At 72.3% G+C, this 15,976-nt stretch carries 16 protein-coding genes; 14 read left to right on the forward strand and 2 right to left on the reverse strand.

The annotated features are described in order from the left end of the window. Nucleotides 1-150: 150 nt before the first annotated feature. Both AC0VY3_RS38315 and AC0VY3_RS38320 read left to right on the forward strand, forming a co-directional pair. Nucleotides 151-1,674 (forward strand): protein rep, encoded by a 1,524-nt coding sequence (locus AC0VY3_RS38315; RefSeq protein ID WP_475552077.1) that lies wholly within the window; start codon nt 151-153, stop codon nt 1,672-1,674. Nucleotides 1,675-1,704: 30 nt separating this feature from the next. Further along, entirely contained in the window at nt 1,705-2,013 is a 309-nt protein-coding gene (locus tag AC0VY3_RS38320; protein WP_475552078.1) for a hypothetical protein, read from the forward strand. Nucleotides 2,014-2,475: 462 nt separating this feature from the next. Here AC0VY3_RS38320 and AC0VY3_RS38325 read toward each other — a convergent pair whose 3' ends face one another. Then, nucleotides 2,476-3,027: a hypothetical protein gene (locus AC0VY3_RS38325; RefSeq protein ID WP_475552079.1), complete on the reverse strand. Its 552-nt coding sequence runs from the start codon at nt 3,025-3,027 to the stop codon at nt 2,476-2,478. 1,324 nt (nt 3,028-4,351) lie between these two features. On the opposite strand from AC0VY3_RS38325, the gene AC0VY3_RS38330 reads away from it, so the two are divergent. From AC0VY3_RS38330 to AC0VY3_RS38340, 3 genes are all read left to right on the forward strand, one after another. After that, entirely contained in the window at nt 4,352-4,741 is a 390-nt protein-coding gene (locus tag AC0VY3_RS38330) for a MobC domain-containing protein (RefSeq protein ID WP_475552080.1), read from the forward strand. Further along, on the forward strand, nt 4,738-6,609 hold the full coding sequence (locus AC0VY3_RS38335) for a relaxase/mobilization nuclease domain-containing protein (protein ID WP_475552081.1): 1,872 nt from the start codon (nt 4,738-4,740) through the stop codon (nt 6,607-6,609). The genes AC0VY3_RS38330 and AC0VY3_RS38335 overlap by 4 nt, the downstream gene beginning before the upstream one ends. Before the next feature lie 218 nt (nt 6,610-6,827). Beyond that, nucleotides 6,828-7,199, forward strand: a complete 372-nt coding sequence (locus tag AC0VY3_RS38340; RefSeq protein WP_475552082.1) for a hypothetical protein — start codon at nt 6,828-6,830, stop codon at nt 7,197-7,199. 374 nt (nt 7,200-7,573) lie between these two features. Here the strand turns inward: AC0VY3_RS38340 and AC0VY3_RS38345 are convergent, their stop codons facing one another. Then, on the reverse strand, nt 7,574-8,314 hold the full coding sequence (locus AC0VY3_RS38345; protein ID WP_475552083.1) for a GntR family transcriptional regulator: 741 nt from the start codon (nt 8,312-8,314) through the stop codon (nt 7,574-7,576). Between the two features lie 207 nt (nt 8,315-8,521). Here AC0VY3_RS38345 and AC0VY3_RS38350 point away from each other — a divergent pair, with 207 nt between their 5' ends. The 9 genes from AC0VY3_RS38350 (at nt 8,522) to AC0VY3_RS38390 (ending at nt 15,334) form a co-directional block, all read left to right on the forward strand. Continuing rightward, nucleotides 8,522-8,938 carry an RNA polymerase sigma factor gene (locus tag AC0VY3_RS38350; RefSeq protein ID WP_475552072.1) on the forward strand — a complete coding sequence of 139 codons (417 nt, stop codon included), beginning with the start codon at nt 8,522-8,524 and terminating at the stop codon, nt 8,936-8,938. After that, nucleotides 8,935-10,095, forward strand: a complete 1,161-nt coding sequence (locus AC0VY3_RS38355; RefSeq protein WP_475552073.1) for a hypothetical protein — start codon at nt 8,935-8,937, stop codon at nt 10,093-10,095. Before AC0VY3_RS38350 ends, AC0VY3_RS38355 begins: the two co-directional genes overlap by 4 nt. Nucleotides 10,096-10,139: 44 nt before the next feature. Next, nucleotides 10,140-10,703: a hypothetical protein gene (locus tag AC0VY3_RS38360; protein WP_350802070.1), complete on the forward strand. Its 564-nt coding sequence runs from the start codon at nt 10,140-10,142 to the stop codon at nt 10,701-10,703. 74 nt (nt 10,704-10,777) lie between these two features. After that, nucleotides 10,778-13,009, forward strand: coding sequence for a hypothetical protein (locus AC0VY3_RS38365; RefSeq protein WP_475552074.1), 2,232 nt, complete (start codon nt 10,778-10,780; stop codon nt 13,007-13,009). A gap of 272 nt (nt 13,010-13,281) precedes the next feature. After that, nucleotides 13,282-13,707, forward strand: coding sequence for a hypothetical protein (locus AC0VY3_RS38370; RefSeq protein ID WP_475552075.1), 426 nt, complete (start codon nt 13,282-13,284; stop codon nt 13,705-13,707). Nucleotides 13,708-13,817: 110 nt separating this feature from the next. Continuing rightward, nucleotides 13,818-14,402, forward strand: coding sequence for a DUF6197 family protein (locus AC0VY3_RS38375; RefSeq protein WP_475552076.1), 585 nt, complete (start codon nt 13,818-13,820; stop codon nt 14,400-14,402). Further along, nucleotides 14,402-14,716, forward strand: a complete 315-nt coding sequence (locus tag AC0VY3_RS38380) for a DUF7739 domain-containing protein (RefSeq protein WP_451716295.1) — start codon at nt 14,402-14,404, stop codon at nt 14,714-14,716. Before AC0VY3_RS38375 ends, AC0VY3_RS38380 begins: the two co-directional genes overlap by 1 nt. A gap of 54 nt (nt 14,717-14,770) precedes the next feature. Further along, nucleotides 14,771-15,004 carry a hypothetical protein gene (locus tag AC0VY3_RS38385; protein WP_451716292.1) on the forward strand — a complete coding sequence of 78 codons (234 nt, stop codon included), beginning with the start codon at nt 14,771-14,773 and terminating at the stop codon, nt 15,002-15,004. Between the two features lie 3 nt (nt 15,005-15,007). Continuing rightward, on the forward strand, nt 15,008-15,334 hold the full coding sequence (locus AC0VY3_RS38390; RefSeq protein ID WP_451716289.1) for a DUF7739 domain-containing protein: 327 nt from the start codon (nt 15,008-15,010) through the stop codon (nt 15,332-15,334). Nucleotides 15,335-15,976: the final 642 nt, after the last annotated feature.

Consider the following 15,976-nt stretch of genomic DNA (forward strand, 5'->3'; position numbering starts at 1 on the left):
GTGTACTGCTCCGAGGCATGCAAGAAGCGCGCCAAGCGCGCCATCGCCAAGGGCGAAGCCCTGGCGGCCCGGCCCACCACGACCGCCACGGCGGCACCGGCCCGAACCAAAAAGGGACGCGGCCTTGGTACTACCGCGAAAACTACGGACATGCAGGTCAGCGGCCTGCATCAGAACGGCGAAACGGACAACCCGGGCAGCCGCACGGCAAAAAGGGACGCGGCCCCGTTCAGCGGAGGAGTCCCCGGCGCGCGGCCGGAGACCGGCACGGACACCGCTGCCCGCGACGCGGCCTTCATCCTCCGGGAGGCCCTGCGCCCGCTGTCCGGCCTCCAGAGGCTCGCCGACTGCGGGCTGTCCGTCCTCGCGGGCGGCGTCACCCCCGTGATCCGCAACGGCCGGGCCGGGTTCGCCGGGGTCGTCACCTGCGGCTCGGTCCACGTCTGCCCCTGCTGCTCCACCTCCATCCGCCGCGTACGGCAGGACGAACTGGAGCAGGTCGGGGAGTTCTGGGAGTGCCAGTCCTGCGGCCTGGTGATGATGACGCTCACCATGCGGCACTACCTCCGGGACCGGCTCGAAGACCTGCTCGGCAAGCAGCGCGAGGCGTGGAAGCGCGGCTTCGGCCAGAACGCGGGCCGGGCCTGGCGCGACGCGAAAGCCGCGTACGAGATCCGCGGCTTCGTCCGGGCCTGGGAGGTCACCCACGGCTCGAACGGCTGGCACGTGCACTACCACGTGCTGCTGTTCCTGGCCCGGCCCCTGGCGGCCGGACAGGTCCAGGAGCTCCAGCACCTCGCGTTCGAGGTCTGGTCCGCCGCCCTGGTCAAGGTCGGGGCCCGAATGCCGGTCGAGATCAGCGAGAAGGACGGCAAGCCCGTCGCCGTACGGATCGACGCCCCCGACCGGGGCGAGTCCGGCAAGCTCGCCCGCTACCTGATGAAGGGCCAGGACGGGAAGGCGAAATGGGGCATCGCCCACGAGCTGACCCGGCAGGACATCAAGCAGGGCCAGGGTGGACACCGGACCCCCTTCGAGATCGCCCGCGCCGCCACCGCCCCGGACGCCGACCCGATCGACGTCCAGCTCTGGCAGGAGTTCGTGGCGGCCGCCGTCGGCATCCGAGCCCTGTACTGGTCCAACGGACTGCGCAAGCTCCTGCGTGAGATGGGCTTCGAGCTGGACGACCGCGCCGACGGCAAGGTGGCCTCCGACGAGGCATCGGCCGGGACGCCGCTCGCCCGCATCCCCGCCTCGACCTGGTACCGGTACATCGCCCGGCACCCCGGCCGACCGCTCGCCCTGCTGCACGCCGCCGAGAAGGGCGGCGCCGCCGCCGTACGAGCCCTGATCGAGACGTGGGGACTCACCTGGGGACTCGACGTCCAGGAGCCGGATGTCTTCGAGGCCGGGACCGTGCCGACTGCCGACGAGGTCCTCCAGAGCATGGAGCGCGAGACGCTCGCCGCCCGCATGGCTGTCTGGCGCGACGAGTTCGACCGCCAGGACCGCGAGCGTCGCGCCTCCCGGATCGTCCGGCAGGAACCCGGAGCCTGGGACGCCCGCAAGGACGCACAGGCCGCACTCGATGCGGCCCGCGTGGCCGACGGCACCGAGAGCTTCCTCAGCCTCCTGCACCGCCGCCGCCGCGAAACTCTCGCCGCCGCCCAGTAGCCAGCCGCCCTACCCGTGAGGAGAACAACCGTGACCCGCAATCTCCCTGACGTCAGCTTCGCCCGCATCGCCGACCACAGCGGTCAGCACGTCTTCTTCTGGGCGGCCCCGTCCGCTGGCTTCGACGAGCTGCTTGCCGTCTGGAACCGGATGGACGGCATGACCGCTCAGCCGTTCACCTTCGCCGAACCCGCCATCGTCGCGGCCGCTCAGGACTGGATCGCCGACAAGCTCCAGGAGCACGACAAGGCCACCGTGATGCTCGGCTCGATCGAGAAGGGGAGGTGGGTCAACTGGAACCTCCCGACCGTCCCGCGCCCCGCCGTGCCGACCGACTGACGCGTGGTCCGGAGGGGCAGCCGACGCAAGCGCCGGCACCGGAGCCCCGGGGGCTCCGGGCGGTGGTCGGCCGGAGCCGGTGACCGGGCGCGGGAGCGTCCAGGCCGAGAAGGCGCGGGCGGTCGCCTGACCCTCCGCCCGCGCCAAAATCTCGGCAGCGAGGTATGCCGGTGCGCTTCGCTTACCGGCCCTCGCCCCACGGCGGCGCTCCGCTTGCCGGGGGACACCGCCCCGCTGGGGCGGTCACCGAGACGGCCTTGAGGGCCGCTCGGTGCGGTGGGTGGTCGCGGCCGTCGGGCCCCGGCAGCACCGCCACCCGGCACCGCAGAGCACCGCCCGGCCACCGCCGCCCGACCGTCACCCGCCACCCCGGGTGGCGGTCGCGGGGCGGTGCCGGGTGGCGGTGGTTCCACGGCGAAGGGCCCCGCCGATCGGCGGGGCCCTTCGTGTCGTCCGGCAGGTTCAGCCGCGGAACAGCGCCTTCGCGAACCGCTGGTGCGCGGCCTGGCGGCTGGTGCCGAGGGCCTGCCCGATGTCCTCCCAGCTCCCGCCGTTGTCGCGGGCAGCGGTGACCGCCCGCTGAAGTGCTGCACTGCCGAGTTTCTCGACCTCAGCGGCGGCGGCCGTAGCAGCGATCGGGCGCGAGGACGTCAGCCCGGCCAGCAGCCGCCGGACGGTGGCGATGGCATCGGTGAGCTCCTCCGGGACGGCCGTGCCCAGGAGCGGGGCGATGTGCTGGCGCTCCCAAGCCCCGTACGGGAAGGGGGCGTCGATGCCGTACTCGAAGCCCTCCGTCCCGTCGTGGTCGGTGACGTCGACCGGGAACATCTCGGAGGACCGCCACCCGCACTCGCACCCGGCGCGGACGGCGATCGCGCGGGGCCGTCCGTCCTGCCCGTCGTACAGCCACCAGGCGCTGTTGCCCTTGATGGGGGCGGGCTCGGTGCCGTCGCCCATGACCGCCACGGCGTACCCCTCGTGGTCGCTGCCGAATTGATCCGTCTGCCAACCCATGTAAAGACCCCTTGACGTCGAATGCTTGGCGTACAGAATCCTTGACGCGCCCCCCGAATGTCAAGGAGCGTTTACAATGTGCCGCATGCGTCAATGTGTCTTGACGAATGGCGCGTGCCGTCTGCCGGTACGTCATCCCGGTGACGTACCGCCCGGGTCGATGACGTACGCGGCGGTGGCGGCCGGGGTCGAGGGAGGGTCGCGGGGCAGCATCGATTCATGACGTCATCCGCGCCCACGTGGGAGTACGGAGCCCCGTACATCCCGATCACCTCGCGTCGGCCAGGACCTGGTCGACCGGCTCCGGCTGAGCGCAGCGGCGCTTCCGGTTCCCCGTCAGGTCTCCCGGCGCCCACATCAGCCGAGGGCCAGGACAGGGGAAGTCGGTCACCTCACCAGACCGAATCCCCGGTCTGACGTGCGGTGGTGAGTGGTGAGTCGCCGAACGGCCGCAACCCCCTGAGCAACGGTCCTCGCCGCGCCCCGCGCAACGCCCGGTGCGCGGCTCTCTGCCGTCCCGCGCGGCGTTCGTTGTAGCGCGGCACGAGGCCGACGGACCTCGGTGTCAACGTCGGTGATGGTCTGGCCAGGGCGCCGAGCGAGGTCGGCGCCCTGGCCCCCGTCGGTCTTACTCCGACTCAGAGTTGTTATCGCGGGATCCGCGGTTCTTCCACCGACGTACGACGGCGGTGATCAGAAGAAGGAGGATCCCGTACCCGACCTGGGCGAGGAACTCGGGGAGGGTCTCGCGGAAGAGGTTCACCAGCAGTCTCCGTCGATGCGCATTGGCCGCACTGACGGGGCGGTTTACCGCAGAGGAGAGCAACCGACCAAACGATCATGGACCGTTGTCGGCTGGGCTCTTATGGCTTGAGCCGGTTCGCCTCTGCGTACTCTCCGGCGGTCACGAGCCGCCTGTCGGGCGGTCCCGACGAGAGCTGGACCCAGGATGCCATGACCGCCGACGGTTCCGCGAACGTGTACGGGAGCGCGCGTACCTGACGGGCTGTTCCTTCCGGGAGCAGCCCGCGTGCTGGGCAAGCCCCGACAGATTGAAGAATGCCTCGGTGTGTTCTGTAGCGATCTTTGTAGCTAGGCCGGTAGGCGCGTCGGTAGGTGCATCGGTAGGTCGGTAGGGACGTAGGTAGGGATGCGTGTAGGGACGCAGGGAGCTATGTAGTGAGCGACGTGTGGAAGCGCGTGAGCATGTGAATCGGGCCGTCGACGTCGTGATGCATAGGTGTGGGGGCTCCGGCCGGGGATCGGCTGGTACGACTGTGGGTCGGTCGCCAATTGGCGACCGGTCACGGTCGGAGGGGAACAGATGGCACGCGGGACGCCGGGGTCGAAGCGGCAGCACACGGTCTCGGTGCGGCTGTCCGACGAGGAGCGGGAGCGCTGGGAGTCGGCCCGTGGTGACTCCGGCCGCCGGGAGATGGGCGCTTGGGTGCGGGCCGTGGTCGAGGACGTCCTCGCGGACCGTGCCGACGGCGAGACCCCCGGCACCGAGAAAGGGCCGGCCCCGCTGCCCCCGATCACCCAGGACACGTACGACGAGCTGTGCCGGATCGGCGCCAACCTCAACCAGCTCGTGCGCTACACCCACCAGGACGGACAGCTCCACGCCGCAGTCGAGGCCGCCCTGTTCGAGGTCGGCAACGCCGCCCTGGCGGTGAGGGGCATCGAGCCGATGCGGCACACGGACCCCGAGTGATCGCCAACATCACCAAGGGCAAGCGCGCGGTCGGGGCGCTGATCTACGACTTCGGGCCCGGCCGCCGCGACGAGCACATCAACCCCCGGATCGTCGCCGGGAACGTCACCGGAACCCCGCTCCAGGTCGCCCGCGCGATCGACCACACCGCCCGCCGGCGGCCGGGCATCACCGCGCCGATCTGGCGCACCTCGCTGTCGCTGCCCGACGAGGACGGCATCCTCCCCGACGCCCAGTGGGCCACCATCGCCACGGCGTTCATCGCGGACATGGGGTTCGACGGGGCCCCGTGGGTGGCGGTCCGCCACGGCGACGACCACATCCACCTCACCGTCTCCCGCGTCGACTGGGCCGGGCAGCTCCTCACCGACCGGTGGGACTACCGGCGGGCACGCGAGGCCGCCGACCGCCTGGAGGAGGAGCACGACCTGGTGCGCGCCCGCGACCGGTTCCGTGCCGAGGGCCCGCAGGTCCGCAACAACGAGCTGGAGGCGTCGAAACGGCGTCGCGGCCCCGAGCCTGACCGGCCGCCGGAGCGTGAGGAGCTGCGCCGCCTGGTCCGCGAAGTGCGGGACGCCAGCCGCGGACTGGGCCGCGCCGCGTTCGAGTCCGGTCTCGCCGACGCGGGCGTGCACTTCCGGGCGAACGAGGCCAGCACGGGCCGGATGAACGGCTACTCGTTCACGCTGGACGGCCTGGTCGACGGCGCGGGCGAGCAGATCTGGCACACCGCCTCGAAGGTGGCCAAGGACCTGCGGTGGGCCCAGCTCAAGGACGTGATCGGGGACGACCCGACCGCCGGGCCGGACGCGGCGGCCACCGCCGAGCGGGTGGACCGGGCGACGGAGATGCTGCGCCGGGGCCGGATCGAGCGCGGGGCCGGGCAGCCCGGTGACCACCCGGCGCTCAGCACCGACCCGGCCGCCCGCATCCTGGCCCAGTGGCAGGCCAAGGCCGCCGGGCAGGAAGTGCCGGCGGAAGCGCTGCCGACGCCTGAGCCGGAGCCGGTCCCGGCCTGGACCGACAAGCGGCGCCGCCCACACGGGGCGCTCGCCACCGACTCCATCCCCGCCGAGATCAAGGCTGCCCACCGCCAGATCAGCACGTGGCAGGCCGAGATGGAGACCGCCCGGTCCAACGCCCGTACGTGGGACGGCATGGCCACCGGGGCCGTCACCGGTCCCCGCGCCCGGGAGCTCCACCAGCTCGCGGCGAAGGTCGAGGCGGCGCGGCCGCACATCGAGGCCGAGGTCACCGCCCGCCAGGACCGTCAGGCCGCCGACACGGCCGCCGACGCCGCCCGGAAGATCTGGCGGGAGGCCAAGCACCGCAAGGAACTCGGCTGGCTGGAGCTGCGGAAGCTCGGCACCAGCCGCAAGGCCGAGGAGAAGCGGGCGGCCGTCTCCAGCGAGGCCATCCACGCGTACGTCGAGCAGGCCAGCAAGGCGACGAGCCGCGCGGCCGCCGCCTCCCGTGCCGCTCAGGAGGCGTCCGGCCTGCCGTGGGCCGAGGGCGAGGACCGGCGACTCCGTGCGGAGTGGCCGCAGCTCCTGGCCGACGCCCAGCGCGGCGACCAGGACGAGGGCCGCGCCCGGCGCGATACCGAGCTGGCCCGCGTCGAGCTGCTCGCCCGCCGTATCGGGGAGGCCGAGACCCGTATCGACCGTCTCGGCCAGGAGGCCGAGCTGCGCCGCACGATGCCCGCCGGGCAGCGCCAGGCCGAGGCCCGCGCCCGCAGCGCCGCCGCCCGCAGCGCACCGTCGACCGGCCGCCGCCGAAAGGCCGGCCCCGCGCGGCCGCAGGGTGAGCAGCCCGCCCACCTCCGGCGCAGGCCGCCGTCATCCGGCGGTCCGGGAAAGACCCGCTGAGCACCGGTGGTCGCCGGGGGGCTTCGCCGCCCCCCGGGCCCCCGCTGCGGTCGGCATCACCCGGCGCGAGGAGGCATCGTCGTGGCCGACACCGGTCGCGCCGGGCGACACCGCCCCCGCGTTCTCCCAGCTCAAAGCCGTCACAGTGACGGGTTTATAGCTGTCACTGTGACGGGTCTCGATGCTGAGGCCGTCACTGTGACGGCTATGGTCGCCGGATGAGCGATGACCTCCCGACGCAGCGCGTGGCCGGGGCCGAGTACCTGTCGTGCGAGTGGTGCGGCGAACCGGTGAGCCAGCTCGGCTCCTGGTCCCCGCGCCGGTACTGCAAGCGCAGCCACCGGCAGCGGGCGTTCGAGGCCCGCCGCCTGGGCGTGCCGATGAAACGGGACCGGGACCAGGAGGCCGCCGCCGTCGCGGCCGCGCCGGTCGTCGAAGCCGCGGCGCCCACTCCGCCGGCCACGGTGTCGAACCCGCCGCTGTGGGAGGACGACGACATGGCCGTCCGGCTCGCCCGGTACGGGATCGGCACCGACGGCCAGGAGCTCCCGACCACTCAGCCGGGCGGGCCCCCGGCACGGGATGCCTGAACGACACGCAGCCCGACCCCAACGAGACGTGCACCGACGCGCCAGCGACCACACCGGGCCCGGCCCGATCGCGGCAGCAGGTGCCCCCCGCCCGCCCATCTCCGGTGCTGCCGGGCCGCGTACGCGCCTGCCATCCGTGACGGCGGCGGTACGGCGGCCGACCCCGCGATCGTCCGGCAGACGGCCGTGAGACGCCCCGCGACCCCACCCCTCTCGCCGCTAGCTGTCGTTTCCAGCCCGGCCGGTCCGCAGTCGCCAGCGCTCCAGGCCACGGAGGATTACGGGCAGATGGCGCCCACCAGGAAGGGGACTGGGGCACCCTGGACATGACGAAGGCCCGCCCCACTGACCGGGGCGGGCCTTCGTGTTGAGGGTCAGGCGTAGTGATGCTCGACGGTGGTCCAGCGGCCTCCGGCGGAGACGTACTCGCCTACCTCGATGACGCTGCCTTCGGAATCGCGGAGGACGTTGCGTCCGATGGTGACCGGGCTGCCGGGGTCGATGCCGAGTTCGGCAGCCTGCTGCTCTGTTGCGAGTGACGCGGTGGAACTGTCGCTGCTGCTGACGCCTCGCTGTCCCGTCACAGCCTCGATCGCGGAGGGGGTGCCGCCCGGGATCCGCTCGGTGCTGAGCAGGGCAGGCACGGAGGAGGCCAGTTCAGGGGCGAACCAACTGGTTGACGCGCCGACAGGCCCGGCCTCGTTGTGGGTGATCCGGTGGCGGCGTACGGCTTCTGCCCCCTCTTCGATTCCGAGGTGGTCAGCCACCCAGACCGGAGGAACGGCCATCCCGGCTTCGGTGATCTTGGCGTACTCGCCGGGAGCGTAGATCTTTCCGGTGGAGAGCATCCGGGCGAACCGGTCGCCCGCGCTGCGGTGCAGCGTGCTCTGCGTTCGGACGATCGTCCCGACGCCGGTCACGGACTCGACGAGTCCGTCGGCTCGGAGCGCTGCCACTGCCTTCATGGCGGTCGCCTGGGAGATCGACCACTCGGTTGCCAGGTCGCGGACGGACGGAATTCGGTCGCCGTCCTTGAGCTCTCCGCCGACGATCTGCTTCCGCAGCGCGGAGACAACTTGCAGGTAGGGCGGCGTGCGGTCGATCGCGGGAGCCATGTTGAGCCCTCCTTGGGGGTCTGTTCTAGGCCACTGCGCCTACAGGACTAGAGCGCTAAGCAGAGCCTAACTGTTGACGTGCCTAGTGTGCTAGTGCACTATCAACTCACTCGCTGTTGCCCCGGTCTCACCGGGAAGCAGCGCGGCCCCGGTGTGTCAGCACCGGAGCCGCTTTTCGGGCCGTTCCATGTGAGAGGAGCACGACCCATGAATGACGGTACATCCGCAGGTCAGGTCTCGATCCCCCAGGCGACGAGCGAGGACCTTGCCGCGGTTTTCACCGAGCACGGCGACTGGCTGACCCGTTGGGTCTACAACCGGCTGGACCGTGCCGACTGGCACCTGGCCGAGGACATCGCCTCGGAGACGTTCCTCCGGCTGGTCCGTGACTTCACCGGCCGCCGGATCGAGAACCCGGCCGGTCTGCTGCGGACGATCGCGGGTCACGCGATCACCGACCACTACCGGCTGCGCCGCTCCGGCGAGCAGCCCACCGACTTCGGCGACTGGTTCGAGGCCGCGCGTCTGCCGGCGGCGACGTCGGCCGAGGACATCGCGGTGACGCACCTGACCGTCCTGGCGATGGTGGCCGACCCGGCCGCGCCGCTGGAGGTGGCGGCGTGACGGTCACCGAACTCCGGCCCGAGGCCGGTACGTACGACCCGGAGGCGCTGGCCCGCGCGGAGCAGATGCGCGCCGAGGCCGAGGCCCTGCGGATCAAGTCCGAGTCGGACGCCCGCCGTACGGCGCTGGCCGACGAGAAGGCCGCCGCGAAGGCGCAGAAGGACATTCAGGCCGCGCTCGACGAGGCCGCCGACGAGCGTCGGGCCCGCGAGGAGGCCCGCCGCGAGGAGGCCGCCCGCAAGGCCAAGGCCGAGAAGTCGGCCCAGGTGTGGCGCCGGTCGGCGCTCACCATCGCGATCGTCTGCGTCGTGGTCTCCCTCCCGCTCCAGGTCATGGCCTTCTGGGATCCGAAGGCGTTCTTCCTGGTCGCCGCCCCGTTCGTCCTGGAGGGCGTCGCGTGGGCGCTGCTGATGGGCGCTCAGGCTGCGATCGACGACGACCGGCCGTCCTGGCACTACCGGGCCGGAGCCATGCTCCAGGCGCTCATCGCCGCCGGGATCAACGTCGTTCACGGGCTGGAGGCGTTCGGCGTCGCGACCGCGATCGGCGGCGCGCTGTGCTCGATCATCGGCCCGGTCATCTGGGACTTGCACGAGCACGGCCGGATCGCGAAGAAGGCCGGTCGCCCGTCCCGGTCCGCCCGCCGTGCCGAGCGTCGCCAGGCCGAGGAGGACGCCCGCCGGGCCGCCGCCGTCCGCCTCGCCCGTGAGGCCGAGGACCCCGAGGTCTGGGAGCGGGCCGTCGCCCTGGCCGCGTTCAGCGGCGAGGTCGTCCCCGTCCGCGACGGAGTCCTCCGCAGGTCCGCCGCGAGGGTCGAGCCGTCGGACGCGACGTACAGCCGGGCGTGGACGGAAATCCACGGTGCGCCGGTCGGCCAGACCGCCGCCCAGATCATGCAGACCCGCACCGCCAAGCGCGGTGTGAGGGTCGCTCAGAACGGCCCGCTCGCGGGCGAAAAAGCGCAGGTCGATTCCCAAATGGGCGACGAGTCGGAGAAGCCCTCCAAGGGCCCGAAGAAGCCCGGCACGGACGGCCGCAAGGGCAACGGCGGGACGCCTCCCGTGCGGACCCCCGGCACCAAGTACAGCCCTGTCGCCAAGAAGCAGATGAGCGCCGAGCAGAAGCGCCGCACCGAGACCGCCGACGCGTCGGTCTGACCCTCCCTCACCCACTGCTCCACCGACTCCACGAGGAGATCCCCATGTCCCGCATCGTTCGCGCCCTCGCTGTCTCTGGTGCTGCCGCCGCCGCGCTGATGGGCACCGCCACTGCCGCCACCGCCGACTCCACGGAGGCCGCCGTCGCCACGGTCGAGGCCGCCGCCCACCGGGCCGCCAGCGCCCCCGTCTCCCTCCCCGACGGCCGGGTCCTCCACGTCCGTGGACTCGACACCGTCTCCTACCGGGCGGACGCCGCCCACCACTCCGCCGTGGTGACCCTCGCCGACGGAGCCCCGGGCCAGATGCCCGGCAACGACGTCGCGCCGCAGGGCGTCGGCTCGCAGATCGGTACCGGTCTCCAGCAGCAGCCGCAGCAGGTCCAGACGCAGGCCGGGGCCGGGAGCATCTCCACGGTCGCGGTCGCCGCGCTCGTGCTCGGAGTCATCACGTTCTTCGGGATCAAGGCCGGGAAGCTCGCGAAGGGCTGGTTCGTCGTCAGCCTCGCCCTCGGTGTCCTGCTGTCGGGCACGTTGATCGGCCCGCTGGTCTCCCAGCTCACCGGCTCCGGCGTCACGGCGTTCGGCAACATCTGGGCCGGGATGTAGGTCCCCGCTGCCCCTGGCCGCCGCCGACTCCCCGGCGGCGGCCCCCAACCCCCGAGCAGGAAGGGACAGATCCCATGGCAGTGGAGACCACCACCCCCGGACCGGCCGACGACGGCATCATCGACGCCGAGATCGTCGAGCCGACCCGCATGGACCGGCTGCGCGAGAAGGCCGGCCCCCACAGCGCGCGGGCCCGCCAGGTCCTCGCCGCACAGCGCGCCCGGGTCAGCCTCCGGCTGTCCGCCTGGTTCTCGACGGCGGACGTCACGGACGCCGAGCTGGCCGCCGAGATCGAGCGCAAGCGCCGCCAGGCCGACCGCCGTCAGGGCCAGGAGTCCCGCGCCCTGGCCGCCGGGCTCCGTGCCCAGATCAAGGCCGCGCCCACCGAGGAGGCCGCCGCCCCGCTCCTGGCCCAGCTCGCCGCGCTGGACGCGGCCGGGCCGGATGCCGACCGCATGAAGATCAGTGGGCGGGACATGTCCAAGGCCCGGTGGGCGAAGAAGGCCAGCCGGGTCGGCATGGTCGCCGCCGGAACGTACGCCGGGTTCCACGGCCTGACCATGGAGCCGCTCATGGGCCTGGCCGCGCTGGGCGCCGGCGGCCCGGCCGCCTGGTGGTACCTCTCCCGTCCGCTGTCGCCCGAGGAGATCCCCGCGACGGTTCCGCAGCAGGGCGGCCCCGGCCTCGCCCCGGCCGGAGTCCCGGCGGCCGACGGCCCGTTCGTCCCGGACACCCTCGCCTCGATGAGCCGGGTCAGCCTGGTCAAGCCGGAGTCCGGCCGCGTCCAGGGCGAAGCCGACCTGGTGACCGCGCTGGTGAAGGCGGGGATCATCACCCCCGCCCAGCGCGACGAGACGCACCTCGCCGGAGTCATCGAGCCCGCCGGCCCCGGCTGGACCGCCACCGTCGACCTGCCGCGCGGCATCAAGGCGTCGGCCGCCGTCTCCCGGATCGAGGACCTCGCCTCCGCCCTGCGGATCAAGAAGTCCCGCATCGAGATCACCCCGGACACCGGCGACGACGGGCACGAGGGCCGGTTCGTCCTCTGGGTCGCCAACGAGGACAACCCGTACGGCAACGGCAAGAACCCCTCCGAGCTGATCGACGCCCCGGCCTGGGACTTCTGGGGCGACGGCGTCCCGCTCGGTGCCGACGCCCGGCGCAAGCGCCACGTGCTGCACCTGCTGTGGTCCTCGCTCCTGATCGGCGGCCTGATGGGCTACGGCAAGAGCTACCTGGCCCGGCTCATCGCCGCCGCCGCCGCGCTCGACCCCACGGTGCGGATCGTCGTCATCACCGGGAAGACCGGCCCGGACTGGGCGCCGCTGCGCCACGTCGCCCACCAGTGGATCGCCGGGGCCAGCCCCGACATCATCCGCCGCGTCCTCGGTGTGATCGAGGGAACCATCACCGAGATGCAGGACCGGGGCACCGAGTTGGACCGGCTCTACGAGCAGGACCCCGACCTGGTCCCCGAGGGGAAGATCACGCGGGACCTCGCAGCGAAGGGCATGGGCCCGGTGCTCCTGGTCGTCGACGAGCTCCAGGAGCTCCTGGACGGAGCCGCGCTCGTCCAGGTCCCCATCGAGGACGAGCCCGAGAACGGCGGCCGCGCCAAGACCCGCAGCGGCCGGGACCTCATGGTCGAGGGCTTCGCCCGGTACGTGCGCGTGACCCGCTTCGTGGGCGGCATGGGCATCTTCATCACCCAGCGCCCGGACGCCTCCAGCGTCCCGACCGCGCTCCGGGAGGTCTGTGCGAAGCGGGCCAGCTACCGGGTCAAGGGCGACCGCAGCGCCAAGATGGTCCTCGGTGACGACGCGGTGGCCGGCGGCGCGGCCCCGCACCTCCTCGGAGACGCGTCCAAGGGCGTTGTCGTCCTCGACCAGGGCGAGGAGTCCGGGCACGCCACGCTCAAGGCGGACGTGATCGACCTCCCGGCCTTCCGGGACATCTGCCTGCGCGGCCGCCAGCTCCGCGAGGACGCCGGGACGCTCACCGGCGACGCGGTCGAGTACGGCAAGGAGGACGCCGAAGAGGCCGCCCGCGTCCGGCTGCTGACCGACTGCGTCACCCTCCTCGACGACCTCAGCTACGACCGGGCCCGAACCGAGCGCCTGCTGTCGATCCTCCAGTCCCACATCCCCGGCCGGTACGACGACGTCACCAAGACCGAGTTGCAGGCCCGGCTCCGCGCCGCCGGGGCGGGCACCACGGTCAAGCTCGGCCCCATAGACGGCATGGCCAACCCCAACGGCTACACCCGCGCCCAGATCGCCGACGCGATCCCCCGCAAAAAGGGCTAACCACCCCGGTCGCCCGGGTGGTTCACCCCCGGTCAGCGCCCGGAATGGTCCGGTATGACCCCCGGTCGCCAGAGACCCCGAACCGGTCGATCGACCACCCCGGGGCCCCGGCCGACCATCGGCCAAACCGGTACAAACCCGCACACGGACCGGGGGGCAACCACCCCCCGGACCACCCCGCAAAACCACCCATAACCGCCGTGGCGCTCCCTCCGCCTGGACAGCACCAGGAGCGCCACGGCCACCCACCCCGCACCGCAGAGGAGTTCGTCATGGCCAAGCAGACCGCGTTCCGTACCGAAAGGGATCTCCGCCAGCTCCGCAAGGAGGTCCAGATCGGGACCGTCCTCTACCTGACGGTGGAGCTGGAGACCCGGGGAGCCCCGTGGGAGGACCCCAAGCAGCTCCGCGAGTGCCGCGTCACCGGCCGGTCCTGGCTCGTCTCGGACTGGGTCGTCGACAACGCCGGGACGCTGGCCGACCTGGTCCACCAGGGCACCGTCTACACCGTCCGCCCGCGCGGCTTGAAGCTCCTGAGCGAGGAAGCCACGCAGTGCGAGGGCCCGCTCGACGGCATGGGCCAGAAGTACAACCGCCGCCTCAACCGGCAGGAACTCGAAGCGCTGGAGGCGCAGGTCGCCACCACCACCGCGAACAACGCGAAGGCCGGCCGCGGCAAGAAGTCGAGCTGGTGGTGACCCACCACTGACCCCCGGACATGCCGATGGGGCGCTCCCTCCGCCTGGACAGCACCAGGAGCGCCCCACCCACCCAACCCGCAGCACAAGACCGCAGGAGGTACCCAGAGATGAGCACGACCCTGACCCGCCCCGCAACTCCGGCGCCCAGCGCCGACGCCCCGATCGACGTTGACGGCCTGGTCGCCGACATCGAGCACTACCTCGCCGCCCGCACCCGCACCACCGCACACCCGCTCGTCACCAAGACCACCGCCGAACTCGTCGCCGAAGCGCTCGGCTCCGAGCAGCTGCACGCACCGGCCGCAGTCCTGCCCGGCCGTGTCCTGCGGTTGCTGCCCGACTGGGTGCTCAGCGTCCCGATGATCCGTCACCGCCACGGCGTCGCCCGGCCCATCACGGTGGCCGAGCACCTGGAGCTGACCGCCCTGGTCATCCAGCGCTACGGCTGGGCCCAGGGCACCCACCGCACGACCGGCGGCCGCCGCTGCATCCTCGGAGCACAGGCTGTCCTCTACCGGCTCGGCATGGGCGACGAGTCCACGGTCGCCGCCGCCGGACAGCGCCTCCAGTCCGTCCTCCGGGCCCGCGGCTGCACCGCGACGTACGCCGCGTGGAACGACTGCCCCGACCGGACCGAGGCCGACGTCCTGGCGCTCGTCCGCGAGGCCGCCCGTACGGCGGTGACCCGCTGATGGGCTGGACGATCTCCCACGGCACCGTCACCGGCGAGCCCACCCACCGCAGCTACAACGCGGTCGGCTCCCTGGCCCAGGCCGCCGCCCACGCGCTCACCGCCCGCGACTGGGCCCTCCTCCGGCCGGTCCTCCACCGCCGCAGCGGCGACCCCTTCCAGATCACCCCCGACGGCGCCCGCACCGCCGCCGGCCTCCTGCTCCGCGCCGCCGACTCCGGCCTCATGGACCGCCAGTCCGCCCAGCTCGCCCGCGACCTTGCCGCCGCCGCGACCCGGGCCGCCGCCGCCCGCCAGCTCTGGAAGTGGAGTTGACCGCCATGACCCTCTGCCCGCCCTGCTCCGTCGCCCGATTCGAGGAGAGCTGACATGGACCGCACCCCCGCCGGACCCGGCCCGGCCGCCGACGTCGCCGCCACCGTCGACCCCATCCAGGCCGCCGAGCAGACCGCCGTCATCGAGGCCGTCCGGCTCTACGTCCAGAACATCCGACCGACCGACCTCACCGACGCCGGACGGCTCGTCGGCCACCTCATGAACGCCGAAGTGCTCCTGATGAACGTCGCCGACGCCTTCGCAGACCGCACAGACACGGAGGACTGACCCGTGGCTCACCACGTCACCATCTCCCACGGGTCCGACTTCTTCGGAGTGGACCGCTTCTCGCTCACCGAGCTGACCGAGATCGCGAAGTGCATCGAGGAGTGCTTCACCACCCTCGAACGCGGTCAGCTCCCCTACCTCCTGAAGAACGCCGGCACCGGAAGTCAGACCTTCCCCGTCGACGAGGCCGCCGAGCTTGCCGCCCTCCTTCGCCGAGCAGCCCGCCACCCCCGGGCCAAGTTCAAGTTCGCTGCACGCGCCCGCCTCCTGGCCGACGCCGCCGACCGCGCCGCCGCCGACGGCGACCCGTGGACCTGGTCCCTCACGTAGTTGCTGCACTTTCTGGACCGCTCAACGCGGGCGCGCGCGACTGCCGGCCACCGACCGGGGTGTAACGGAAATCGCCCGGCGGCGTACTACCGGGTGAGACCCCAGCCCAAGCCCCTGACCTGCGAAGAGGAACGCTCGTGGAACTGATGAGACCGCTCTACGCGAGCGCGCGCGCCTGTAACGGATCACAGGCCCACTCCGTCCATAGGCCGACGAGGCACACGACGAGGAGGACCTGACGCACAGGAAGCCCCGCCCAGACCCGGGCGGGGCTTCTTCCGCACCGTCAATTCACACCAGCCACAGGCCCCTCGGGCGGGGCGGGGGCAACGAATGGCTCAACTAGTGCCAGGATCATCAGGAGCAAAAAAATGGCGCGACCCAGGGGGCCTAATCCCTGAACCGCGCCACGTGAGTCCGACCGACCTGCCGACTAAGACCAACCAGAACGGACCCAACGCTGTGCCTACCAGCGTAAGGGACGCTTCCGCGTCCGCGACACCCCAGACCCCCGACGCGCCGCGTGATGCCCCCGCCGCCGTCTCCCCCGCCCGAGGCGCTGAGAGCCCCGCTGGGAGCCCCGCAGGCCCTCAGTGTCACTGCGGGACCCCGATCACCCACACGCCCGGGAAACGGCCGCGT

The sequence above is a fragment of the Streptomyces sp. iso_384 genome (assembly GCF_056172905.1).

Excerpts from the sequence above, each read along its gene's own strand:
- AC0VY3_RS38345 (WP_475552083.1), bottom strand. The coding sequence starts at position 8,314 with ATGGCTCCCGCGATCGACCGCACGCCGCCCTACCTGCAAGTTGTCTCC.
- AC0VY3_RS38330 (WP_475552080.1), top strand. The coding sequence starts at position 4,352 with ATGGCACGCGGGACGCCGGGGTCGAAGCGGCAGCACACGGTCTCGGTG.
- AC0VY3_RS38375 (WP_475552076.1), top strand. The coding sequence starts at position 13,818 with ATGAGCACGACCCTGACCCGCCCCGCAACTCCGGCGCCCAGCGCCGAC.
- AC0VY3_RS38325 (WP_475552079.1), bottom strand. The coding sequence starts at position 3,027 with ATGGGTTGGCAGACGGATCAATTCGGCAGCGACCACGAGGGGTACGCC.
- AC0VY3_RS38315 (WP_475552077.1), top strand. The coding sequence starts at position 151 with ATGCAGGTCAGCGGCCTGCATCAGAACGGCGAAACGGACAACCCGGGC.
- AC0VY3_RS38370 (WP_475552075.1), top strand. The coding sequence starts at position 13,282 with ATGGCCAAGCAGACCGCGTTCCGTACCGAAAGGGATCTCCGCCAGCTC.
- AC0VY3_RS38350 (WP_475552072.1), top strand. The coding sequence starts at position 8,522 with ATGAATGACGGTACATCCGCAGGTCAGGTCTCGATCCCCCAGGCGACG.
- AC0VY3_RS38380 (WP_451716295.1), top strand. The coding sequence starts at position 14,402 with ATGGGCTGGACGATCTCCCACGGCACCGTCACCGGCGAGCCCACCCAC.
- AC0VY3_RS38340 (WP_475552082.1), top strand. The coding sequence starts at position 6,828 with ATGAGCGATGACCTCCCGACGCAGCGCGTGGCCGGGGCCGAGTACCTG.
- AC0VY3_RS38360 (WP_350802070.1), top strand. The coding sequence starts at position 10,140 with ATGTCCCGCATCGTTCGCGCCCTCGCTGTCTCTGGTGCTGCCGCCGCC.
- AC0VY3_RS38365 (WP_475552074.1), top strand. The coding sequence starts at position 10,778 with ATGGCAGTGGAGACCACCACCCCCGGACCGGCCGACGACGGCATCATC.
- AC0VY3_RS38385 (WP_451716292.1), top strand. The coding sequence starts at position 14,771 with ATGGACCGCACCCCCGCCGGACCCGGCCCGGCCGCCGACGTCGCCGCC.